20 protein-coding genes and 1 pseudogene are annotated in these 23,120 nt (G+C 70.9%); 17 read left to right on the top strand and 4 right to left on the bottom strand.

The window, feature by feature from the left end; translation table 11 throughout:
• Nucleotides 1–118 precede the first annotated feature (118 nt).
• From ACVW19_RS17690 to ACVW19_RS17725, 8 genes are all read left to right on the top strand, one after another.
• Nucleotides 119–784 (top strand): response regulator, encoded by a 666-nt coding sequence (locus tag ACVW19_RS17690; RefSeq protein WP_457460322.1) that lies wholly within the window; start codon nt 119–121, stop codon nt 782–784.
• Complete coding sequence (locus ACVW19_RS17695; protein ID WP_457460323.1) at nt 781–1,884, top strand: sensor histidine kinase; 1,104 nt, start codon at nt 781–783, stop codon at nt 1,882–1,884. Before ACVW19_RS17690 ends, ACVW19_RS17695 begins: the two co-directional genes overlap by 4 nt.
• A gap of 111 nt (nt 1,885–1,995) precedes the next feature.
• Complete coding sequence (locus ACVW19_RS17700; protein ID WP_457460324.1) at nt 1,996–3,642, top strand: PucR family transcriptional regulator; 1,647 nt, start codon at nt 1,996–1,998, stop codon at nt 3,640–3,642.
• A gap of 209 nt (nt 3,643–3,851) precedes the next feature.
• Nucleotides 3,852–5,153, top strand: a complete 1,302-nt coding sequence (locus ACVW19_RS17705; RefSeq protein WP_457460325.1) for a diaminopimelate decarboxylase — start codon at nt 3,852–3,854, stop codon at nt 5,151–5,153.
• A 244-nt stretch (nt 5,154–5,397) separates the two neighbouring features.
• The gene (locus ACVW19_RS17710) at nt 5,398–5,529 is read left to right on the top strand and encodes a hypothetical protein (RefSeq protein ID WP_457460326.1); all 132 of its coding nucleotides are present in this window, start codon (nt 5,398–5,400) and stop codon (nt 5,527–5,529) included.
• A gap of 304 nt (nt 5,530–5,833) precedes the next feature.
• A complete protein-coding gene (locus ACVW19_RS17715; protein WP_457460327.1) occupies nt 5,834–6,643 on the top strand; it encodes a bestrophin-like domain in 810 nt (269 codons plus the stop codon).
• Between the two features lie 338 nt (nt 6,644–6,981).
• Nucleotides 6,982–7,620 carry an RNA polymerase sigma factor gene (locus tag ACVW19_RS17720; RefSeq protein ID WP_457460328.1) on the top strand — a complete coding sequence of 213 codons (639 nt, stop codon included), beginning with the start codon at nt 6,982–6,984 and terminating at the stop codon, nt 7,618–7,620.
• Nucleotides 7,617–8,693, top strand: coding sequence for a CU044_5270 family protein (locus ACVW19_RS17725; RefSeq protein WP_457460329.1), 1,077 nt, complete (start codon nt 7,617–7,619; stop codon nt 8,691–8,693). Before ACVW19_RS17720 ends, ACVW19_RS17725 begins: the two co-directional genes overlap by 4 nt.
• A 105-nt stretch (nt 8,694–8,798) precedes the next feature.
• Here the strand turns inward: ACVW19_RS17725 and ACVW19_RS17730 are convergent, their stop codons facing one another.
• Together ACVW19_RS17730 and ACVW19_RS17735 are read right to left on the bottom strand one after the other, a co-directional pair.
• Nucleotides 8,799–10,121 (bottom strand): helix-turn-helix domain-containing protein, encoded by a 1,323-nt coding sequence (locus ACVW19_RS17730; protein WP_457460330.1) that lies wholly within the window; start codon nt 10,119–10,121, stop codon nt 8,799–8,801.
• A 210-nt stretch (nt 10,122–10,331) separates the two neighbouring features.
• Nucleotides 10,332–10,682, bottom strand: coding sequence for a hypothetical protein (locus ACVW19_RS17735; protein WP_457460331.1), 351 nt, complete (start codon nt 10,680–10,682; stop codon nt 10,332–10,334).
• Here ACVW19_RS17735 and ACVW19_RS17740 point away from each other — a divergent pair.
• The 7 genes and pseudogenes from ACVW19_RS17740 to ppk2 all read left to right on the top strand — a co-directional run bounded on the left by ACVW19_RS17740 (nt 10,672) and on the right by ppk2 (nt 19,972).
• Entirely contained in the window at nt 10,672–11,049 is a 378-nt protein-coding gene (locus tag ACVW19_RS17740; RefSeq protein ID WP_457460332.1) for a DUF4232 domain-containing protein, read from the top strand. The two genes, ACVW19_RS17735 and ACVW19_RS17740, sit on opposite strands and share 11 nt — an antisense overlap.
• Before the next feature lie 203 nt (nt 11,050–11,252).
• Nucleotides 11,253–11,618 (top strand): annotated as a pseudogene (locus tag ACVW19_RS17745) (IS200/IS605 family accessory protein TnpB-related protein); the annotation flags it as partial.
• 494 nt (nt 11,619–12,112) lie between these two features.
• A complete protein-coding gene (locus tag ACVW19_RS17750) occupies nt 12,113–13,432 on the top strand; it encodes a phosphatase PAP2 family protein (RefSeq protein WP_457460333.1) in 1,320 nt (439 codons plus the stop codon).
• Between the two features lie 594 nt (nt 13,433–14,026).
• Entirely contained in the window at nt 14,027–14,359 is a 333-nt protein-coding gene (locus ACVW19_RS17755) for a CU044_2847 family protein (protein WP_457464651.1), read from the top strand.
• Nucleotides 14,360–14,367: 8 nt separating this feature from the next.
• Nucleotides 14,368–18,579: an nSTAND1 domain-containing NTPase gene (locus ACVW19_RS17760; protein ID WP_457460334.1), complete on the top strand. Its 4,212-nt coding sequence runs from the start codon at nt 14,368–14,370 to the stop codon at nt 18,577–18,579.
• 161 nt (nt 18,580–18,740) lie between these two features.
• Nucleotides 18,741–18,983 carry a DUF6411 family protein gene (locus ACVW19_RS17765; RefSeq protein ID WP_457460335.1) on the top strand — a complete coding sequence of 81 codons (243 nt, stop codon included), beginning with the start codon at nt 18,741–18,743 and terminating at the stop codon, nt 18,981–18,983.
• Nucleotides 18,984–19,015: 32 nt separating this feature from the next.
• A complete protein-coding gene (ppk2, locus tag ACVW19_RS17770; RefSeq protein WP_457460336.1) occupies nt 19,016–19,972 on the top strand; it encodes a polyphosphate kinase 2 in 957 nt (318 codons plus the stop codon).
• Nucleotides 19,973–20,131: 159 nt separating this feature from the next.
• Here ppk2 and ACVW19_RS17775 read toward each other — a convergent pair whose 3' ends face one another.
• Complete coding sequence (locus ACVW19_RS17775; protein WP_457460337.1) at nt 20,132–20,419, bottom strand: DUF4190 domain-containing protein; 288 nt, start codon at nt 20,417–20,419, stop codon at nt 20,132–20,134.
• Nucleotides 20,420–20,726: 307 nt separating this feature from the next.
• Here ACVW19_RS17775 and ACVW19_RS17780 point away from each other — a divergent pair, with 307 nt between their 5' ends.
• Both ACVW19_RS17780 and ACVW19_RS17785 read left to right on the top strand, forming a co-directional pair.
• Nucleotides 20,727–21,602, top strand: coding sequence for a hypothetical protein (locus ACVW19_RS17780; RefSeq protein WP_457460338.1), 876 nt, complete (start codon nt 20,727–20,729; stop codon nt 21,600–21,602).
• 18 nt (nt 21,603–21,620) lie between these two features.
• Nucleotides 21,621–21,848, top strand: coding sequence for a hypothetical protein (locus ACVW19_RS17785; protein WP_457460339.1), 228 nt, complete (start codon nt 21,621–21,623; stop codon nt 21,846–21,848).
• Between the two features lie 301 nt (nt 21,849–22,149).
• On the opposite strand, the gene ACVW19_RS17790 is transcribed toward ACVW19_RS17785, so the two are convergent.
• Nucleotides 22,150–22,458, bottom strand: coding sequence for a hypothetical protein (locus ACVW19_RS17790; RefSeq protein ID WP_457460340.1), 309 nt, complete (start codon nt 22,456–22,458; stop codon nt 22,150–22,152).
• Nucleotides 22,459–23,120 lie beyond the last annotated feature (662 nt).

Raw genomic sequence — 23,120 nt, forward strand, 5'->3', positions numbered from 1 at the left:
TCCCGCCGACCGGCTGGAACAGCCCCGCCACCCGGCGGCTGTCGGTCTCGGCACCGAAAGGCGCGCCCGGCAGCGGGTACGCATCGGAGGGTGGGGCCCGACGGCGAGTGGAGCACGCATGATCCGGGTGATGGTGGTCGACGACGAGGCGCTGATCCGTACCGGTTTCCAGCACATTCTCGAGGCGGCGGACGACATCGAGGTCGTGGCGGCGGTTCCCGGCGGCCAGGCGGTCCGAACGGCACAGGAGCGACGTCCCGCCGTCGTCCTGCTGGACATCCGCATGCCCGACGTGGACGGCCTCACCGTCCTGGCCGACCTGCGCGGACTGCCGGATCCTCCGGTGGTGGCCATGCTCACGACGTTCGGCATGGACGAGTACGTCACCGCGGCACTTCGCTCGGGCGCCGCCGGTTTCCTGCTCAAGGACACCGACCCGGAGCAACTGCCCTCCCTGGTGCGGACTCTGGCAGACGGCGGCACCGTCCTGTCGTCGGAGGTCACCAGAACCGTCGTGGACGGCTACCTGAACGCCGGCCCGCAGCAGGAGGCCGTCCGCAGCCTCGACCGGCTCACCGACCGCGAGCGTGCCGTACTCGCAGCCGTTGCCGAGGGCCTGACCAACGCCGACATCGCCGCACGGATGCATCTGAGCACCGGCACGGTCAAGGACCATGTGAGCGCCGTCCTCACCAAGCTGGAGGTGGGCAGTCGCGTCCAGGCCGCCCTGCTCGCGGAACGTTCCGGCTTCCTCAGGGCACCGCGGGACCGGGAGGAGCCATGAGCACCCGCCGTCCGCCCGCCCCCCTGCTGGACGCCGCCCTCGTCGCAACGGCACTGCTCGATGTCTGGGTCCATGCCGATGCCTCCGAGCCGCTGCGCATGGCCTGCGCCCTGGTCGCCGCGTCCGCCCTTCTCCTGCGCCGGCGCCTGCCGAGGCTCACGTTCCTGCTCACCCTTCCCGCCGTTCTCCTCTCCGACTCGATCTTCGCCGCCCTGGCCGCGCTGTACACGCTCGCCTCGCTCACCCGTGGTCGCACTCTGCCGGTCGTCTGCGCCGTGGCGTTCACCTTCAGCGATCTGATCTCGTTGCCCTCGCCGGGACTCGACTTCTCGGCACCGTCGACCTTCATCGCCCTGGGCTACACGGCGGCGACGGCAGCCGCACCGGTCTTCCTCGGTCAGCTCGTGCAGGCCCGGCGCGATCTGTCGCTGCGACTCGCGGAGATCTCCCGGGCACGCGACCACGAGCGGCAACTGACCGCCCAGACCGTGCTGGCCAGGGAACGCACGACACTCGCCCGCGAAATGCATGACGTCGTCGCTCACCAGGTCAGCCTCATCGCGGTGCGGGCCGGGGCACTCCAGGTCGGCAGCCGCGACGCCGAAGTCCGGCAGGCCGCAGCCACGATCCGGAAGCTGAGTGTGCAGACGCTGGAAGAGCTGCGGCACATGGTCAGCGTCCTGCGCACCGCCGGGGGTGATCCTGTGGAACTGGTTCCGCAGCCCTCTCTCGCCGATCTCCGGCGGCTGGTCGACAACAGCGGTATCGAGACCGAGCTGCGGACGGACCTGCCGGACGGCCTGCCACCGCCGGTCCAGCGCGCCATCTACCGCACCGTCCAGGAGGCGCTGACCAACGTGCGGAAGCACGCACCCGGCGCGACAGCGGTCGTACGCATCCGCCACGAGCACGCGGCGGTCCGCGTCACCGTCACCAACGCGCCGCCGACGCGTCCCGCTCTTTCCCTTCCCGGCGCCCACCACGGCCTGGTCGGCCTGCGCCAGCGTGCCGAACTGCTCGGCGGCACCGTCACCTGCGGCCCCACAACGGACGGCGGCTATCGACTGAGCCTGACCCTCCCGGCCACCGGCACACGGTGACGAGGCGAGCCGGGTGCTCAGCCGACCCGCGTGCACACGCCTCGCGCCGTTTCTGTGACTTCTCCTACACTCACCGTCACACGACGCACCGACGTGAGGGGGGGCCGAAGGGTGCTGAACGGAACGGCCGGGCAGGGGGAAGCCACCGCGGCGGGGCCGACGCTGGAAAGACTGCTGTCGGTCATGGGGGCCGGTGCGCTGGAGCCGTGCGTGGCTCCACGTGGCCTGGAGGGCGTGGTCGAGGGGATCACGGTGCTGGACCCGCTGGAGTCGGGGCCGCCGCGAGGGCAGGTGTTGCTGGCAGTGGGCATCGAGCCGCAGTCGGCCGCCGCCGTCGACCTCGTGCGCGACGCCGCCGGCTCGGGAGCGGCCGCGGTGGTCTTCGGGCCGGGCAGGTCGGGGCGGCTCCCGGACACGCTGCGGGCGGCGGCCGAGGACGCCGGTACGGCGGTGCTCTTCCGGACGGCGTGGTGCGGCTGGACCGAGTTGGTCGGCGCGCTGCGGGCCGGCCTGGTCCTGTCCGGAGCCCCCGCCGACCCGGCTGTGGCGGCCGTGACGCCGGGCGACCTGAACGGGCTGGCCGACGCGGTGGCGGTCCTGGTCGGCGGCGCGGTGACGATCGAGGACGTGGAGTCCCGGGTCCTGGCGTACTCGTCCACGAAGGAGGACGTGGACGAGTTACGCCGGCTGACGATCCTCGGCCGCCGGGTGCCGGAGTGGCGCGTGGCCGCCATGCGGGAGGCCGGGTTCTTCCGGGCGTTGTGGGGCTCGGGGGACGTCATCCACCGGCCGGCGCACGGGGAGAATCCCGAACGTCTGGTGGTGGCCGTCCGGGCGGGCGGAGAGATCCTGGGATCGATCTGGGTGGCGGCCGCGGGCGGCGACCTCCCGCCACACGCCTCCGACACACTGCGGTCGGCGGCGCGGGTGGCCGCCGCACATCTGCTGCACCACCGGTCGCACCGCACGCACGCCCGGCTGGTCGAGGACGCGGCCCGTGCGCTGCTCGACGGACGGGGATCCGCCGGCGTACTGACCGAACGCATCGGGATTCCGGCGCACGGGCACTGCGCCGTCCTGGCGGTATGCCCCGGAACCTCCTGCAAGGGGGAGGAAACCGGAAGGCTGTGCGCCCTGCTGGCGGTGTACTGCGGCTCGAACGACCTCACGCCGGTGGTGGTGCCGGTGGGCCGGGGGGCCCTGGTCCTGGTGGGCGCGCTGCACCAGGACATGCGGCGGGCCGTCGAACAGGTCGCACGGCTGGGGAGGTCACTGGTCCGGCAGGTGGCCGACGTGTTCGGGCCGGAAGCGAGAATCGGGCTGGGCACGGTGGTCGAGGCCCTGGCGGACCTGCCCGAGTCCCGCCGGTCGGCGGACCTGGCACTGAGAGCCCTGCTCTCGACCGGAGGGCACCGCACCGTCGCCTTCGCGAGCGAGGTGGCCGAGACGATCGCCCTCAACCAGATGCTGGACACGCTGCCGGGGCCGGCCCCGGCAGCGGAGACACCGGTGGCACGCCTGGTGGCGTTCGACGCCGGGCACGGCGGAGGCACCATGGTGCAGACCCTGCGGGCGTACCTCGACCACTTCGGTCACGTGCCGGACACCGCCCGGGCGCTGGGTGTGCACGCGAACAGCCTGCGGCACCGGATCAGCCGGATCACCGAGGTGTCCGGGCTCGACCTCCGCAGTCCGGACGCCCGGCTCCTCGCCCACCTGCAGCTGCGCCTTCTCGAGCGCGGCGGCCGGGAGGAGTGAGCCTTCGGGCACCGCCACGAAGAAAGGGCCGCCTTTTCGTGCCCGAGCACCATGGCGGCTGTGCCGCGTCCGCGGTTTCGCTCCACGGTGAGAACCGCGCGGCGGAACACCGGGACTCCCGACGAAGACACCCGCACCGCTCCGACGGGAGTCTGGTGGTCCGCCCCACGGCAGCCGTGGGGGAGACCTCGGCTCAGGGAGGGTGCACGATGAGCGGTTCGGACAAGGCCGGCCGGCGTGAGCGGATTCTGCGGGCAGCCGTACAGCAGGGACTCCTGGAACCCGAGACGGCCGTACTGGCCGGGTTCGTCGACCTCGACGGCGTCAACGAGACCGTCACGTCCCTGCGGGGCGCGTTCCCCGACTCCCTCCGGGTCCTGCACGCGTTCGCGGCCAAGGCGAACTGCCTGGTTCCCGTACTCGAGGAACTGCGCCTGAGCGGCATGGGCTGCGAGGTCGCCAGTGCCGGCGAACTCGCCCAGGCGCTGGAGGCGGGCTTCGAACCCGCACACATCGTGTTCGACTCCCCCGCCAAGACGCGGGCCGAACTGGTCCGGGCACTGAGCCTGGGGATCGCGGTGAACGCGGACAGCTTCCAGGAGCTCTCGCGGCTGGACGAGATCCTGGCGACCCGCCGTTCCGACTCGCGCATCGGCGTGCGCGTCAACCCCCAGGTCGGCGCCGGCTCGATCACCGCCATGAGCACGGCCACCGCGACCTCGAAGTTCGGTATCCCCCTGGAGGACGAGGACAACCGGCAGCGACTGCTCCGGACGTACCGGGACCGTCCCTGGCTCACCCGGGTGCACACGCACGTCGGTTCGCAGGGCTGCCCCCTGGACCTGATCGCCCGGGGCATCGCGAAGGCGGTGGAGTTCGCCGGGGAGATCAACGCCCACCTCGGCCGCCGACAGGTCACCGGCATCGACATCGGGGGAGGACTGCCGGTCAATTTCGACAGCGACGAGACGACGCCCGGCTTCGACACCTACGTGGACCACCTGCGCGAGCACGCACCGGCCCTCTTCTCGGGCGAGTACGAGATCATCACCGAGTTCGGCCGTTCCGTGCTGGCCAAGAACGGGTTCACCGCCGCGTACGTCGAGTACACCAAGACCGTCGGCGGACGTCCCATCGCGATCACCCACGCCGGCGCTCAGGTGGCCACACGGACGGTGTTCGCCCCCGACGCGTGGCCCCTGCGGATCGAGGCCCACGATCCCCGCGGCCGGGCCAAGCGCGGCCGGCCCGTGGCGCAGGACATCGCGGGCCCGTGCTGCTTCGCGGGTGACCTGCTGGCACGCGACCGTGCGCTGCCCCTCCTCGACGTCGGCGACCTCGTCGTCGTCCCGGACACCGGCGCCTACTACTTCTCCACGCCCTTCCACTACAACAGCCTGCCCGAACCCGCCGTGCACGGCGCCCGCGTCGACGCCGACGGCCGGGTCACCTTCCGGCAGCTCCGCCCCGCACAGGCCGTCCATCCGGTCCCGGCCCTTGCCGGACGGTGACACGCGCTCTCCCGCGTGCCCCCACCAGAACGCCGATCACAGCCACTTGGCCACTTGAGCCGGCACGACCCGAGCGAGCACGCCCGGCTGCCCGGAGAAAACCACAACGCCGAGAAAGACAGGTGTAAACGCCATGAAAGTACGGTGCGCCCGGTCAGGGCGTCCCACGGAGAAAGCGACACCCCCGGGCCGACGGGGAGCCGTCGGACGACGGCTGTCCGCCACGAAGGTGCGCTGCGGCCGAGTGACGGGTGAGGTCGCGCGGTGGATCTCACGACGTCGGCGCATCGCGGCCGACCAGTTCCTCCGGGGCGCGTGCTACGGGGCGGGCACGGCCGTAGTGGGTCTGCTGGCGGTGTGGGCGCGCACCCGCTGACGAGGAGGAGAGCCCCGGACCAATGGTCCGGGGCTCTCCTCCTCGTGCCGCGTCCTCAGGGCGCCGGCCTCTTCAGCAGCGGGACGGGCGCGGCGGCCGTTGTCAGGACAGCCTCGTACTGGGCCGTCTGGGCTGTACTCGGCTGTTCGGCCGACGAAGCGGGATGCCGTGCCGGGCGTCGCGAGCGTCAAAGGCCTTCGACCTGTGACCATTGAGCGTTCCGTTCATTGAATGTGATCGACGAGGAGCTCCGAGCCGCAGTGACCGATGTGTCGCCGCCGTGGGCTGCTCATGGAAACGCGCTGTGGGTGATGTGGTGGACTGGTTGACCTCGCTGCCGGCGGTGGTGCTGGTGGTGGGCGGGCTCTTGCTCGCCTTACTGGTCGCGGCCGTGGCGCGGGTGGGCGTCCGGGCGCTCGTACCGGTTGGGGAACGGGACCGGGTGCCGCAGATCGCCACGCCCCTGATGCCGACACTCGGTGCTGCCTTCGCGATCTTCGCGGCACTCTCACTGGCCAGCGAGGCCGGCTACCTGCGCGCAGCAGAAGGGCTGGTGAGCGACGAGGCGGCCGCGGCCTCCCGCCTGGCATGGGCGGCGACAAGTCCACGAGTCCAGTCGGAGCCGATCCACGCGGCGCTGCTGGACTACTTGCAGACCACGCGTGCCAGGGAATGGAAGAGTCCGGCAGCGGCGTCCGGTGACGATCCGGCCACCGCTCGCGCGATCGCACAGCTGGAGCGGACCGTGCGCGCCGAGGCGGCCCGGCCCGAGGTGGGGACCACGACAGGCACGGAGCTGGTGGTTTCCCTGGACGGTGTCACCAGTGGTCGTCGTGCCCGCATCGCGGCCGCCTCGCGCGACGTTCCCACGCTCTACGTCGTCACGCTTGTGGTCAGCGGACTGGCCTTGATCGTGAACTCCGGCGCACTGGTCTTCCGCAGCAGCCTGCGAACGTCACTGCTCATCGTGGGTGTGGCGAGTGTGGTCGGGCTGAGCCTGGCGTTGCTCTTCGCACTCAGCGTGCCCTGGAGCGGACCGTTGATCGTCAGTGGGCATCCACTCGACGCCGTCCTCGGGGACCTGAAGTCCGGCTTCTTCGCCGGCGGGCCGTAGGCGACGGGCGCGATCAGTACCCCGCCCCTTGCTCACCGGCCTGACCGACCAGCAAGCCTGAGGAGGCCCACGGCTCTGACCCGTTCAGATGCCGTGAGCCTTTGTCGTTGTCGGTCGGCATCGGGTGACCTCGGACGGCCAGGGCCGGCCCGGCGGCCGATCACTGCGGCTGCCGCTGAGCGGACCACTCGGGACCGGACCGGGAACCGCCCGCGCCGGAGAACGAGCGCCGGAGTTCGGCGCCGACCTCACCCCCGGCACATGTGGCGCAGGCCACAGGAACTCCCCTGCCCGTGCAGAGAGTAAGAAGTGTGAGGCATACAGAACCAGCAGAGTCGTTGCGTGCGCGTATACGGGCAGGGGACCGTGAGGCTTTCGCCGACCTGTACGACCAGTACGCGCGGGCGGTCCACCACCATGCCCTGCGGTTGACCGGCAACTGGTCGGAGGCCGAGGAAGCCATGTCCGAGACCTTCCTCGCCGCCTGGCGTACCCGGGAGACGGTGGAGCCGGAGGGCGGTTCGCTCAAACCCTGGCTGCTCGGCATCGCCACGCACAAGGCGCACAACGCCAACCGCGGTCTGCGCCGCCGGCTCTCCTTCCTGGCCCGATGCCCGCCCCCGTCCCCGGTCGAGGACTTCGCCGACGAGACGGCGGGCCGGATCGACGACGCCCGCCGCCTCGCGGCGGTCCACGACGCGCTGCGCCGGCTACGGCGCAAGGACCGCGAGGTGCTCGCCCTGTGCGTGGCGGCCGGGCTGGACTACCGGCAGGCCGCCGAAGCCCTCGGCGTCCCGGTCGGCACCGTGCGTTCGCGGCTGTCACGCGCCCGTGCGCGACTGGCCCGGCTCAGCGCCGATCAAGCAGGCCAAGCAGGCCAAGCAGGCCATGAAAAGGCGGAACCGCGGAGCCCCCGCGGAGAGGTGGAGAGTGAGGCCGCGTTCGCGGCCCTGTTCCTGCAGGAGGAAACCCGTTGAACGCCGACAACCTGCCCCACGCCGGCGCGCCCCGGAGCCGGGCCGAGAAGTTGCTGGCGGCTCCCCCCGCAGGGGACCTCTCGCCGAGCCGCTACCTCCACCACAAGGAAGTCCTGATGCAACAGATCGACCGCGACAACGCCCTTTCCACCCAGTCGTCGCAGTCGTCGCAGCCGTCGTCGGCACCGCGCCGTCGCCGACTGCCCCGCCCGGCTCTGGTGCTGCCCGTCGCGTCGGTGGCGCTGGCCGGCGCACTCGCCGTCACCTTCCTCGGCGGTGGCCACGGCTCCGCCCCGACGACCGGAGCGGTCACCGCGACCACCGGGGGGAACAGCGCGTCCGTCACCCTCGACCGGATCGCCGCCGCGGCGATGAGGACCGACGCGACGCCGGTGAAGGACGGTCAGTTCGTGTACGTGAAGAGCCTGGTCCGGGAGAACACGGGCACGTTCGACGGTCCCGTGCGGCTCGGTGCCCTGCACCAGCGGGAGGACTGGACAGCGCAGAACCCCGGCCCCACCACCAGGACCGGGTGGATCCGCGAGACCGGGAAGGACGCGGTGATGCCCGGCCAGGTGATCCCCGTCGAGTCCGCCGGCCCCGTCCCGGTGGGCATCGACCGCCCCACGTACAAGTGGCTGGCCTCGCTGCCCACCGATCCCGACACCCTGCTCGACCTGCTCTACGCCCGGACCACGGTGGAGGAGGGCGAGTCGAGGGACCAGGCCGTGTTCGAGACGGTCGGCGGCCTGCTGAGTACGACGGTCATGCCGCCTGCCACTGCCTCCGCCCTCTACAAGGCGGTCGAGAAGATACCCGGCGTGACGGAGATCCCCGACGCCGTCGACGCCGCCGGCCGCCACGGCATCGGCATCACCCGCGAGGACGCCTCCTCCGCGACACGAAGCGTGTGGATCTTCGACAAGGACACGTTCGCCTACCTCGGCTCGCGTGCGTACCTCAAGGACAAGGCCAGAGGCATCACGACCGACACCCTGTACGGCATCGACGCCGTCATGGAGCGCGCGGTCACCGACCGGCACGGCGAGGAACCCGCGAAGACCGGCAGCTGACCGGGACCGGCGCGAGGTGCGGTGGCCGACCCGGGCCGCTCTTTGCACCCGCACGCCCAGGCCGGACGCCGATTTCCGGCTGTGCCGCCGCTGCCTGCCGGGCGTTCAGCCGGGAACGCCGGGGTTCTCCTCGTCCTTCCCCCACTCGGAGGAACCGAGCGGATGGGTGTACGTGGGCCGTCCCGTGTTCCCGCTCGTCCGGAAGGGCTCGCCGTGGTCGTCGACGCGCACGGTGCCCCGCCGGTCACCACTGGACCAGGCCAGCTCCAGGTACCAGCTCACGTGGTGCGCCCGCGCGTCCGCGAAGACGTAGAAGACTTCGGGATCGGACTCACTCACCTTGTACGGGAAGTCGCGCTGACCGGCCCGGGGGGAGAGCGCGGGCCGCCCGGCGTCGAGGTCCACCCCGAAGGCCGCCGTCTCCACGTCACCACCGCACCCGACGCCCATCGTGAAGTCGTTCCAGGCGAGGGGCGCGCTCTTCTCCACCACCCGTACGTGCAGTTCCTCCAGGACGACGGTGGCCCTCCCGGTGCCCTGCACGGTCAGCGCGAGCATCTGCTGCCCGCCGGCGACCCCGCCCAGCGCGGTGACCCACCCACGCGCGTCCGGCTCACCCGGCGGCGGAGGCACCTGCTCGGGCTTCCGGTCGATCAGGTAGTGCTGGCTGCACGGCCCTTCCCACTTGTACGGATTGACGGCGACGGTGGGCGCGGTGGCCCCGTCCTCGGAAGCGCCGCCCCGGGCCGCACCGGCCGCACCGTTCTGGGAGGCGGAGGCGGAGGCGGAGGCGGACGTCGTGGGGGTGCCGCTGTGCGAGGCGGACGGCGAGGCCGACCGGTCCTTCGCGTCGGCCGGCTCGGAGGCGTCGGGGTTTTCGCCGACGGGGCCGACGGACCGGGAGGCGGCTCCCACCGGCCGCTTCCCGCCCGGGTCGTCATCGCCGTTGCTGAGCACGAAACTCACCACGAGCGCGGTCGACACGACGGCGGCGGCCCCGGCGAGGGCGACGGTACGCCGCCGCGCCACGGGAGCCTTCGCCGCGGACCGCCGCTCACCCTCGGGACCGGCCTCGGCCGCCGCCCCGGTCTCAGCCGTCCTGGTTCCGGTCTCCGCTGCCCCGGGGTCGGCCTCCGCCGCTGTCCGTGCCCGCGGTTCCTTCTCGGCAGGGGCCCCGCCCGCCTTCTGCCTCCGCCGGGCATCCGCGAGTACCCACCGCCGATGCAGTTCCACCAGTTCCTCGGGCGTCGCCCTGCACACCCGCGCGAACCGTTCCACGGGCGCGTAGTCCGTCGGCACCGCGTCCCCGTTGACGTACCGGTGAAGCGTGGACGCGCTCGTGTGCAGCCGCTTCCCGAGCACCCCGTAACTGAGCCCGGACCGCTCCTTCAACCGCCCTAACAGCTCGGAGAATTCGTCTCCCGCCATGGTTCCGTTCCCTCCCCACGTCCCGGACCCCCGTTCCAGGGGGAGGTCATTCCCCCAGGTCAGAGCCGTCGCAAGCGTTCCAGCGTCCCGGATTCCCCGGCAGTCGTGGCGGTCGGGACGGATCACCGCACAAGCTTGGGCCATCCAAGCACGCCGCTCCCGGAATCCGGGCGAACGGCCCCTGCCACAACACGTACTGCCCATGGGGGATCACATGTCCACACGCACCCACCGCACCCGTGTGTTCGCCGCCGCCGCGTTCGCGGCCGCCGCGCTGACGTTGACGGCATGCAGTAACGGAGAGGGCGTCCACGACGAGGGGGCACCGGCAGGATCCACATCCACGTCGGCGCCCGCGTCCTCGCCCGAGGCGAGCGGGGAAAACTCCGCCGGGGCGGGGCAGACCGACCCGGCGGGCTGGGCTTCCGGAGACTCGACCGGCGGCACGGCCGGTTCGAGCGGCACGACGGGTGCCACGGGCTCGTCGGGTTCCGCGGGCTCCAAGGACTCGGAGTCCGCCTCGACCCCCTGCTCCAGCACCTCCATCCGGATGACCGCCACGGAGGTCTCCCGCCCCCTGAACCACCTTCTCCTCACGGTCACCAACACCGGTTCGAAGAACTGCGACCTCATCGGCTATCCGGCGGTCCGGTTCGGCGAGGCCCAGTCCGTCCCGCCGGCCTTCGAGGACTCCAAGCCGCAGGCGGTGGTCACGCTGGCCCCCGGCGAGTCGGGCTATGCGGGCGTCCTCCTCTCGGCCGCGGACGGCAGCGGCTCCAACGGCTACACGGCCAAGTCCCTCGCGGTCTTCTTCAACGACGGCGCGGGCACCGCCCGCCCGTCACTCCCCGCGAAGGGCGTGTACGTGGACGACTCGATCGGAGTCTCGTACTGGCAGTCGACCATGGCCGACGCCCTGGCCTGGTGAGGCACCGGCTCACCGACGCCACGGTTCGGAAGGCCAGGATCACGGCCGCGGCAAAGGCGTCCGCCGAGCCTCCCGGCACAGATCCGGTGCGCGACCACTGATCACAGCAGACGGCGAGAAGGCCCGGGTCTCTGACCCGGGCCTTCTCCACGGAGCGGGTGACGGGAACAGGACCCGCGCTCCCGGCTCGGGAAGCGACGGCGGACCCGGCCCACACCAGCAAGTGGGGCGCCCAGCACTGGCAAGAGCCGCTGGCCGGCCCCACCCGTAAGACCACCCGGCACGATGCGGCGAGCATCGCGATCGGACGACGCGCCCAGGGGCACCCGATCCGGCGACGGACGACACCGCCCCGTGCACACCGGAGCGATGTGCACGGGCATCGGACCGTCCAGGCCGACCGGCGTGTCCCTGGGGGTGAGGGACCCCGTCCCCGCATCCCCGGACCACGGACACGATCCGTGCCGCCGGACGCGGCGAGTACGCGGGCGACCAGGACATCCAAAACCGTTCGGGGTGTCCGCAGTGACCGGATACGGGTCCAGGACTCACTCCTGCTCACTGACTAGGAACGGTGTGAGGTGTCTCGGGACGTCGGGAGACGCATCGGGATCGTGGGCGAAGCGACTGCTTCGCACATGCGCCCACCTCGGCCGGGCCCGCCCCGACAGCGGGCGCCACGAGGCCGATGCTCCTTGTACGGCGGCCCCGTACCCCCTGCCGGCTTACCCCTGCCGCCCCGTAGTGGTCCTCGTACGTCCGCCGGACGAACCCCCTGACATCATCGTCACCGCTGTCGCACCGCGGGTTTTCCCGGGAGTCGCCCGCGACGACGGACCCGCCGCAACCCGGGCTGTGGTCTTTCCGTCTTGCTTCGAAGGGCAGCTCTTCGCGAGAGGAAAGCGGTTCCAACCGGAAGGCGACGAGCGAAAACCGCCCTGACACGACCAACACCTAACAAAGCAGCCGAGAATTGAGACACATACCATCGCGGGACTTTTCGCGAACAAACCGAAGAACCACGTTCTCCGCGGAGCGTCGATCACGGGCGAGACTCTGGGCCGTGGCGGGTGTCGTGGCCCTCGGATTCCTCATCCTGCTGGAGTTCGCCGCGCGTCGCCACGGTCTGCCGGGGCCGATCACCACCCAGGTGCGAGAGGTGGTGGTCGCTCCCAAGTCGGGCGGCCTGCTGTACGCCGCCATGGCGTTGACGATGGTGGTCCTCACCTGGCGGCAACGGTTCGTCGCGACGGGTGCGGCGATCGGTGTCGACCTCGCCTTCTCGCTGGTCCGCTGGGCGGTGGACGCCGAGACGGCCGGCGGCCACCCCTTCGGCAACGGTGCGTTGTGGGTGATTCTGGGCTGCGCGGTCATCGCTGTCACCCGCCGCACCGGCCGGGAACGTGTCCTGCTGCTGAAGGGCGTCGGGCTGGGCCTGCTGCTGGTGGCCGGCCGCAAGACCGGCGACACCTGGCTGCTCCTCACCTCGAAGACCCGCCCCATGGTGCTCGACCAGTACGTGGCCACAGCCGATCACGCGCTGGGCGATCCGTCGTGGCTGGTGGGCCGGGTCGTCACCGCCACCGGCCCCATCGGCTTCAACGTCCTCGACGTCGTCTACGGTCAGCTCGCGGTGGCCGCGGTCGTCGTCGCGCTGTACCAACTGCGCGGCGTGGCGGTCGAGCGCCGCTTCCCGGGCCATCACCTGGTGCGCACCTTCCTGGTGATCGGCCTCGTCGGGCCGGCCTTCTACATGATCTTCCCGGTGGTCGGACCGCTCTTCGCCTACGGCACCGGCACCGAGTACTGGGCGACGGTCAGCCTGTGGGCGCCGGACATTCCGTCCAGCGAGCGCTGGGCGGTGGCCGACCTGTGGCCGCAGACACCGCCGCCGCTCAGTACCCCGCACCCCATGCCGTTCGACGGGATCACCCCGCGGAACTGCATGCCCAGCCTGCACACGGCGTGGGCTGTCGCGCTCTTCATCCATTCCCGGAAGGGCCCGCGCGTTCTGCGGTACGCAGGCACGTTCTGGCTGATCGCCACGCTCACCGCGACGCTGGGATTCGGCTACCACTACGGCGTGGACCTGATTGCCGGCGTGGTGTTCGTGCTCACGATCGAGGCCGCTCTGCGGTCGTTCGACCGCGGCTGGGACCGGTCGGGGATCCGGCTGGTCGCTCACGGAACGACGGTCTTCGTCGCACTGCTGGTGTCCTACCGCTTCCTGCCGTCGCAGATGGCCGAGCATCCGTGGGTGTCCGGACCGCTGCTCGTGCTGGCGATGACCTCCGTGATCCACGGCTACGTACGGACCACCGCGGCGTGGGAATCGAAGGCCACACCCGCCCGACGACCGGAACCGCAACCGGAACCGATCTGAACCGTGTTGCACCGGGTCGCCGACTGCGGGTGGCCGCGGATTTCGGAGACGCGGAGTGCACCGTCGCCTGAGCCGGCCGCCGCTCCTGACGCCCGGCACGGGCAGCTCTCCGGCGCGCTCCAGAACCCGTGGGAGCACCCGCGCGGGCAGGGAAAGCCCTCGGCGACACACAAGGCCCAGGCCGCCGGCCTGAGGTTTCGCTCCGGAGCGGGTGGTGAGGATCGAAACCGCGCTCTCGGCTCGGGAATCCACGCCGCTTGGCCGGGAGCGGGATGGTGGCCCGCGGAGGTACGCACCGTCACGTCAGTCGCGGAGGTGGTGGGGCGCCGCTGGGTACCGCTGTTCGTCGTTCTGAAGGGCACTCGGTGGGCGTGAAGCGCAGACGCGGCCCCCGACGGGGCTGCGTGATTCCCGGGGTCGTCAGGATCTTCGACCTTGGTGCCGGCGCCGAGGGAGTCGTCTTGAGCCGGAGCCCGCCTGCCGTGAACGAACGGTGTCGATGCCATCGGCGGGCCGCGAAACGCCTTATAGGCTGGGCCAGTTGATGACTGGACGGGTTTGTGGCGATCTTCGAGTGCGAAGGACTGCGGCGTGATGCGGATCGGGGAGATGCGGCTCGATGACGGGACCGCGGTGCGGGTCGAGGTCGATGGTCAGCAGGACAGTGGGATCGACCGGGTGGGCCGTGGGTCGGTGTCCGGGGTCGTCCGCGGCTCGGCACACACCCTCCAGGAGGCACTCGCGCACATCGGACCCGCGGTCGAGGCGGTGGCTGACAGCGTTCGGGGCCTGGCGAGCCGACCCGACTCGGTGAGTGTGGAGTTCGGGATCAAGCTGTCCGCGGAAGCGGGCGTCGTGGTGGCGAAGGCGGCGAGCGAGGCCAACTTCGCCGTACGTCTGGAGTGGGACGCCCGCGACCCGGGATAATCGGGTACATGACAGCGTTACGGGGGGAAGCGGCGCTGGAATCGGGCCTCGTCCGCATACAGGGCGCCGATGAGGTCGCGGGGGCGGGTTTTCTCGTGGCGGCTGACGTCGTCTGCACCTGCGCACATGTCGTCGCGGACGCGCTGGGGCTGCCGCGGGACACCGTGACCGCGCCCTCCGAGGCCGTACAGGTGGAGTTCCCGCTGGTGCGCGATGCGGAGGGAGGGATCCCCGCCCGTCGTGCCCGGGTCGTCTCCTGGCAGCCGCCGGCGGAGGACGACAGCGGTGACGTGGCCCTGTTGCGTCTCGACGCACCCGTCTCCCACGCCCGTCCGGTGCCACTGGTGGACGGGACGTCCGTATGGGGGCACTCCTTCCGCGCGTACGGGTTTCCGGGCGGCGGCGACCACGGGGTGTGGGCGACCGGCATGCTGCGGAGCGTTCAGGGTGCGGGCTGGGTGCAGATGGACACCGGCCCCGGCGGCCCGCGGGTGACCAACGGCTACAGCGGCGCGGCGGTGTGGGACGACGTGCAGGGCGGGGTCGTCGGGCTGACTGTGGCGGCCGGTCGCGGCGATCTGGCGGGTACCGCGTTCCTCGTTCCGTCCGCCGCGCTCGTGGACGAGGAGGTGCTGCGCCCCACCTGCCCGTTCCGCGGCCTCGACGTGTTCGAGGAGGAGGACACCGTGTTCTTCCACGGGCGCGAGGACGACACCGAGCGGCTTGCCGCATCGATCACCGAGCGTCCCCTCACGGTGATCGTCGGCCCTTCTGGATGTGGCAAGTCCTCACTGATCCGCGCCGGTCTGCTGCCGCGGCTGCGAGCGGACGGTATGGGCGTGAGCGTTCTGCGCCCCGTGTCCGGTACACCGCCCGAGACGCTGCTGGCGCACGCGCTCGTACCCGTCCTGGAGCCGGGGAGCGGGGAGGTCGACCGGATGAGCGAGGCGGGGAAGCTGGCTCGGCTGCTGGGCGGTGAGTCCGGCGGCCCAGCCGGGACCGTGGATCCGGCGGGAGCGGACAGCGGACGAACCCCGCACGCCGTCGCCGCTCTGCGCGCTTCGCTTGAAGAGAAGGCCGGCCGAAGCGGTCATCTGATCGTCGTCGACCAACTGGAGGAGTACGCCGGCGCCGAACCCTCGGCCGCGCGCACCCTGCTCCGCCTCCTCCTCGCGCTGACCGAGGGCCCGGGTGCAGGGCGCGGGCTGCGCGTCGTGGCCACCGCGCGTCAGGAATCCCTCGACGTCCTGCTGACCTCCCGGACGTCCGGCTCCCTGAGCGATGCCGTCCTCTTCCTCGCCCCGCTCGACGCGGAGAACCTGTACCGCGCGATCACGGGTCCCGTCGACGCCGTACCGGGGCTGTGGCTGGAGCCGGGGCTCGCCGAGCGCATCGTCGAGGACGCCGCGGACGAACCCGGTCGGATGCCGCTGGTGGAGTTCACCCTCACCAGGCTCTGGGAGCGGCGCGAACGCTCCATGCTCACCCACGCCGCCTACGACGAACTCGGCGGTGTCGCCGGAACCCTGGTGGGCTACGCGGACGACGCCTACCGAACGCACGTGTCCGCGGCCGACGAGGGCCTCGCGCGCAGACTGTTCGTACAACTGGCCCGCCCCGACGACCAGGGCGGATACATCCGGCGTGCCGTCCCCGCCGCCCGGCTCGACCCGGCTGCCGCGGCGCTCGCCCGTCGCCTCGCCCGGGGGAAGCTGGTCGTCATCGGCAGAACGGCCGAGGGCACGGAGATCGTCGACCTCACGCACGAGGCCCTCACCCGGTTGTGGCCCAGGTTGCGTGCCTGGTTGGACGACAGCAGGAACTTCCGGCAATGGCAGGAGCAACTGCGGGCGGACATGGCGCGATGGGAGGCGAAGGACAGGGAGACGGGGGCCTTGCAGCGCGGCAAGACCCTTGCCGAGGGCGAGGAGTGGCTCCGGCGGCGACCCGAGGACGTGACGGCGGACGAGCGCGCCTACATCGAGGCGGGCCACCGCTACGAGCAGCGGACGGTCCGCAGACTGCTGGCGGGGGGTGCGCTGCTGACGGCGCTGCTGCTGGTGGCGGGGACGCTGGGCGCGATCGCCTGGGACACCGGTCGGGAGCTCAAGACCCAGCTGCGTACCCTCGCGTCCCGCGCGCTCGCGGAGGAGTCCGGCAGCCGACAGGCCCAGGAACCGGGCACGGCGGTGCAGTTGGCCCTTGCCGCCTGGCACGCCGACCGGACGCCGCAAGCGAGGGAGGCCCTGCTCGCCCAGTACGTGCGGGTCCAGTACGCACGCGGCCTCCACACCGGCCTGTGGCGGGGCCGGGTCCGGGACCTGGCCGCCACCCCGGACGGCCGGACCCTCGTGGTGCGCTCCAAACCCGACAACGACCACCCGTACGAGGTGTCCGTCGTGACCGGCGTACTGGACGGCACACCGCAGCACTACACGCTCGGCGGGGTGCCCGAGACCGAGCAGCGCGGCGCGGTCAGCCCCGACGGGCGGCACTATGCCACGGCCATGCCCGACAGCACGGTACGGCTGTGGCGGCTGGACGGACAGGGCAGCGAACCGACGCGACTCGGCGGACGGCTCACGAGCGGGCGCGAGGGGGTTTCCGGCCGTGTCGCCGCCGGGCTGGACTTCAGCGCGGACGGAAGCCGGCTGCTGCGGTGGTTCGACCTCCACACCCCTGACGACCCGAAGGCGAAGCCGAGGGCCTTCCTCGACGTGTGGGACCTGGACGGTCTCGAGCCGCTGCCGGTGGCTGACACGGTGGTGTCGACCGTGGGGGACCAGAGCGTGCGTTTCGGCGAGGACGCCGACACCGTCGAGGTCACGACGACCAACTCCGAGAACGCCGGAACACCCGACGGCACCGTGCTGCGCGACCTGGACACGGGGCGCGTGCTGCGGAAGATCACGGACGACGGTGCTTCCGGCGGCTGGACCGGCTCCGACGCCACGGGCGCCTACGGGTACGACACGGCGGATCTCGCCGAGTTCGGCTACGCCGACCTGACCCTCGGCAGGCGGGGCACGGACGACACGTATGTCACCCGACTTCCCCTGGACGACGAACCGGGCTACGAGGGACCGGAATTCACCGTCGTCGAGGCTGAGGAGGGCGGACTGACCGTGCTGTCCCCGGTCGGAAACACCCTGGTCGTGGCCCACGCTCCCGCCGCGCCCCGCCCCGACCCGGCACTGTCGAGCGGTCTGGCGGTCCTGTCGCCGGACGGTGACAGGAGCGCGCGGCTGACGGAGCACGGGCTGCGGGTGGCGGACCTCGTGCACGGAGGAACCACGACCGGCGAACTGCCGACCGGGTACGACGAATACACGTCGAGCCTCGTGTGGACGCGGGACGGCAAGTACCTCGTGCTCGCGCAGGAGGGCGGTTCACGCCTGCATGTGTACGACGCCGACACGCCGTCCGACCGCGTCGACGTGCCGTTGGACGAGGGCCGGACGGCCGATGACGAGCAGGAACTCGCCGGCGTGCTCGAGCCCCTGCCCGACGGCGACGTCGTCGCCCTGACCCGCAGCGGCAGCCTGCTCCGGGTGGACCCGGAACGGGGTGCGTGGACAGGGGAACCACTGACGGTGGGCCCCTCCCCGCGCGGCCTGGTCTTCCCCCAGGTCGTGAGCCAGATCCTGAGCCGCCCGAACCATCCGGACCAACTCGTCGTGGTGACGCCCGACGGCGTGGACAACGGCACGATCCAGATCTGGGACCTGCGGACCCGTACCCGGACGACGACGCTGGAGGGCGACGAGGTCGGCTGGGCCTTCGCCGGCGACGACACGGACAACCTGGCCTTCTCCCCGGACGGCCGCTACCTGGCGGTGGCCCACAACGACGGCATGCTGCACCGCTGGGATCTGAGGAAGAAGGCACGCGTCGGCACACCCGTCCCCATCCACGCGGGCGAGAGTGTCCTGGCGGTCACGAACAGCGGAGTGGTGATCACGGCCGAAGGAGGGGCATTCGGCCTGTGGGACCCTGACGGCATCCGCATCGGCACGATTCCGAGCAGACCGTACTCCACGGCGGTCCTGCGGGGGACACAGCTGATCGTGGAGTACGAGGACCGGCGCACGGCCTTCGCCCTGGACCCCGGCACCTGGCTCAGCCACCTCTGCGAGCACGCGGACCGCGCCTTCACCGCCGAGGAACGCGAACACCTCCCACCCGGCACCCCGCCAGAACCGCCGTGCACCGGTGCGTAGACGGGTGGGTCCGCCCCCGCCTCCACGGTCGAACCTGTCGTCGCAGGAGTGGCGGAGACGGGGAGCGCGCAGCGGTTCCCCGGTCCGGAGCCTTCGCCGCGCGCATGTGCGGGGTGGGGCGGGGCACCTGTATGTCCGTCCACCAGTGAAGGGAGCCGAGCATGGTAGTCGTCGCCGTCATCGCCGTGTGTGTGGTCCTGGCCGTCCTGGCCTTTCTCGTTCCCCGTCTCTCCCGCCATCCCGAACGCGGCACGCAACGTACGCTCGGTGCCGGGGCGCGGGTCGGCGGCAAGGCGCCCGGCATCCTGGGCCGGCTCTTCAGCAAGCCCTTTCACACCAGTTCGCGTGCGGTGAGCCGCAGCAGTTCGGCAGGCCGCCGCTCCCGCGGCCGTATGCCCTTCTGACCGGCTGTGCGAACCGAGCGGGGAACCAGGTGATGAACGCCGAAGACGTGGACAGGCTGCTGGACGGGCTGACTGTGGACGCCAGTCGGCGAGAGCAGCCGATCGTGCTGGACGCGGACGGGCGTCCCCTCCGGACATGGCGGGAGAACCATCCGTACGACCGCAAGGTGAGCCGCAAGGAGTACGAGCGGACCAAGCGCATCCTGCAGATCGAGCTGCTCAAGCTCCAGCGGTGGGTCAAGGACACCGGCGCACGCCTGGTCGTCGTGTGCGAGGGGCGTGACGCGGCGGGCAAGGGCGGCACGATCCAACGGCTCACCGAGCGGCTCAACCCGCGTGGCGCACGCGTGGTCGCTCTGGACAAACCCACCGAGCGCGAGACGGGCCAGTGGTACTTCCAGCGGTACATCGCGCACCTGCCGACGGCCGGGGAGATCGTCTTCTTCGACCGCTCCTGGTACAACCGGGCCGGCGTGGAACGCGTGATGGGATATTGCTCCAAGGACGAGTACGAACTGTTCCTCGACCAGTGCCCGGCCTTCGAGCGGATGCTGGTCGACGACGGCATCCTGCTGGTGAAGTTCTGGTTCTCCGTGTCCCGCTCCGAGCAGCGCACGCGCTTCGCGATCCGGCAGGTCGACCCGGTGCGCCAGTGGAAGCTCTCGCCCACCGACCTGGCGTCGCTGGACCTCTGGGACGACTACACCGAGGCGAAGGTCGACATGTTCCGCGCCACGGACACCGCCCACGCCCCCTGGACCGTCGTCAAGAGCAACGACAAGCGGCGCGCCCGGCTGGAGACCATGCGCAGTCTGCTGTCGCGCATCGACTACGCCAGCAAGGACGATGAGGCGGTCGGCACACCCGACCGCCTCATCGTCGGCGCCGCCGACACCCTTCTGGAGCCCGGTGAGGAGGACACCGTCCTGTCACCCACTCCGTTGTCCCCCGGCGCCGAGGGGCCCGGCAAGCACCCCGGGACCGACTGACGCCACGGGCTGTGAGGTTCCCCGAGATGCGGCGAGGCGGCGGCCTGATGGGGTGGATCGCCCGGTTCCCCGCATTCTGCGGAATTCTGCGGACCGGCACGCCGGCCTCGGCGGCCACCCACCCGCCGGCCGCGTCAACAACGCCGCGGGTCGATGCACCTAGCCGCCCACGTACCAGCTGAATCCGCCGTTGCTGGTGGCGACGGCCAGGAGCACGAGCCAGAGGACCACGTCGACGATGCCGAGGATGATGCCGGCCTTCGCCATTCCGGCGCCGTTCCTGACTGCCGCCTGGCGGCGGGCGACGGCACCGAAGACGATGGCCAAGGGGCCCAGAACGATGTTCAGGAAGAACAGTCCGACGATGCCGCAGCAGAGGCTCGCGATCGCCAGGCCGTTGGTGCGCGATCCGGAGGACGCGGCAGAGGAACTGCCATGACTCGTCATTGGATACTCCCGGTTGTCGGTTGCACGGACCGAACGGGCCGCACTCTCCTTGCTTTTGGCTTGTTTGTCCGGATGCCCCGTCAGGACGTTTCCATGTCGATGCCCCGTCAGGCGCGAAGCCCGTCCTGCGAACTCCCGTACTCCCCTGGGCAGTCAGGAAGGGCCGCTCACCGCGCTGCCTCCGCCTCCCGGACTCCCGGGCCGACATCGCGCCGGAGGCTTCTTCCAGCGCCTCCAGGTCCGTGGCCGGCGGTGTGACCAGTGGTCGGCCCACTTACAGGGAGTGGATGACGTCAGAATGCAGCCCATGCCCGAACGAACACACCCCTCCCTCGGGGCTCCGCTCACCGAAGCCGATGCGCTCGCTCTGACGGGTGCGGATGCCACGGCGGTCGAGCGCCATGTCCTCCCCGGCACGGAAGTGCTGTCCGGCCCGGAGGGGGCGGTGTTCACCGTGGAGGCAGGGGATCAGCCGGGCCGGAGCGGGGTCTGGAACGCCGACGAGATACGGCTCGTCGGCCCCGCGTCGGAACCGGTCGTCGCGTTGCTCCGGTGGAACCCGTGGCGCGGGGAACACCCTCCCCTGCACTTCGCCGTGCGCACTCCGCAGGACACCCTGTACCTGGGCAAGGGATATGCGGGTCAGTACGGAAGGCTTGACGGCGCGTTCATCGATGCCCGAATCCGCCCCCTCACCAGCCTGCCCCGTGTCCTCCTCGACCGTGCCCGCCCGCCCCTGCCGCCCGTGGAACTGCCCGGCCTGGCATGGCTCGACCATGTGAACGGCGATCGAGCGAAGGCCCTTGAGCTTTTCGTCACCGCCTGGCACCCCGTCGAGAACCCGGAGGAGACCCTACGGCCGGAAGCGTCCGCTCCCTCCCTGCCGACCGCCCTCCGGCACTTCTACCGCCTGGCGGCCGGTCGCCCCCAAGTGCTCGGCCGGCAGAACCACATCCGGCCCGCCGACATTCTCCGCGTCGACGACGCCGGGGAAATGATCATCCTCGGTCACGAGAACCAGGGAGGTTTCCGCTGGCTCCTCCGCTGGACCCTGGACGACTCCGAACCCGACCCGACGGTCTGGTACGACGAGGACGGTGAGCCCCTCGTCCCGGAGACGGAGCCCCTGAGTGGATTCCTTCTCCAGTTCTGCCTCTTCGAGGCGGCCCTGTGCTCCGCATAGCGTGGTTGGGCATATCCCATGACCGCGGCCGAAGTCGCACAGCTCACCGATCCCCTCCGGGAGGTACCGCTGCACCCTTTCTGGCCCGGGAAGCGCACCCGCTTCTTCGTCGCCCCCGGCCTGGTCGCGGCGATCGGTGACGGCTGGGAGAACGGCACCTTCGACGTCACTGTCGGCGCCACGCACCGCCAGGCTCTGGCACCCCTTGTGGACGTCCCCGTCAACTGGTCCGGCTTCGACGGCTGACCTGCCTCGAAGAGCCGACATCCCAACGGTCCTCACTCTCTCCCGGTGAGCAACAAACCGCCCCCAGACCGCCGACCTGAAGCTTCTCTCCGGAGCGGATGACGAGAATCGAACTCGCGCTCTCAGCTCGGGAAGCTTAAGTCTTCCGGAAGTCGTCGCCGGGCTGACCTGCGGGGGCGCGACGCTGGGCGCTTGGATGTCTGCCGCCTTGATCCCCGGTGTTCCCCGTGGTTCCCCGCAGGATCTGGCACGCATCTGGCACGGGAGGGTGACCAGCGGAGACAGTGCTCACGATGTGCGATCACTCGGCCTGGTGCATCAGTTCCATCACGATGGGCGCGGCAGAGCCGATCTCGATCGTGGCTCCCTCATCCTCCTGCAGCGGGTCAGTGGGGTGATCAACGGGCAGCACGACCAGCATGGTGTGTGGTCGGGGGAGCCGGCCGAGGTCCGCGGGCGGATCGTAGTGAGCGATGTCGATGACACGTACGAGGGTCTCGGGGATGCCGACCTGGCATGGGTCCCCAGATCTCAAGTCCTGAGGGCTTGGTTCGGTGCGGAACAGCGTGTGCGACCACTCCCATGAGTCAGGGTCGACCGGGAAGGCCACTTGCCCGTCCCACCGAAACCTGGAGTCCGGATCGATTTTTTCCCATGGCCAGTGAAGAGAGACGTAGGAACCCAATACCTTGGCAACTCGTGCCGGGGCTGGGGAGCAACTCACTTTCAGCACATCGCCTACTCGGTAGGCCGGTTGACCGACTCCGTCTTTCACTACTTTGCCCCCACTTGCTAGATCCGTAGCCGGAGGCTACCGCTGGCCGCGGTCTTCTTCTTTCCCTGGGTCTTGCCGGGGATCTTGGTGACCTGCGTTTTCGCTGCTCAGAGACGGTGGGCCTGTGCGCCTGATGGTCGTCGTTGGTCGTCATTGGCCACTGTCGAGCGGCCTCGGACGGCCCAGAGACGGCCCAGCTCTGCCGCACTCGACTGACGGCCGGCACCATGATGCGTCCCGTCTGAGCCTCAGCCGACGACAGTCAGCCGCGACGGCGGGCGCGCCGACAGATGAGGTGCGCGTATGTCTCGCTGCACCCTCACTGGCCTCAGCCACGCAATCGAGTGTGTCGTCGACCAGAGCAAGTGGTACGGCCGGGCCGTGACGACGGCGGAGCCCTCAGCTGGGAAGCCCCGGGGCTGCGACCACGCAGTTTGAGTGAGTCCGTTGAGTTCCAGGCCGGTACTGCACTCAACCAGCTCTCTGAGAACGTGAGA

The organism is Streptomyces sp. TE5632 (assembly GCF_054061295.1).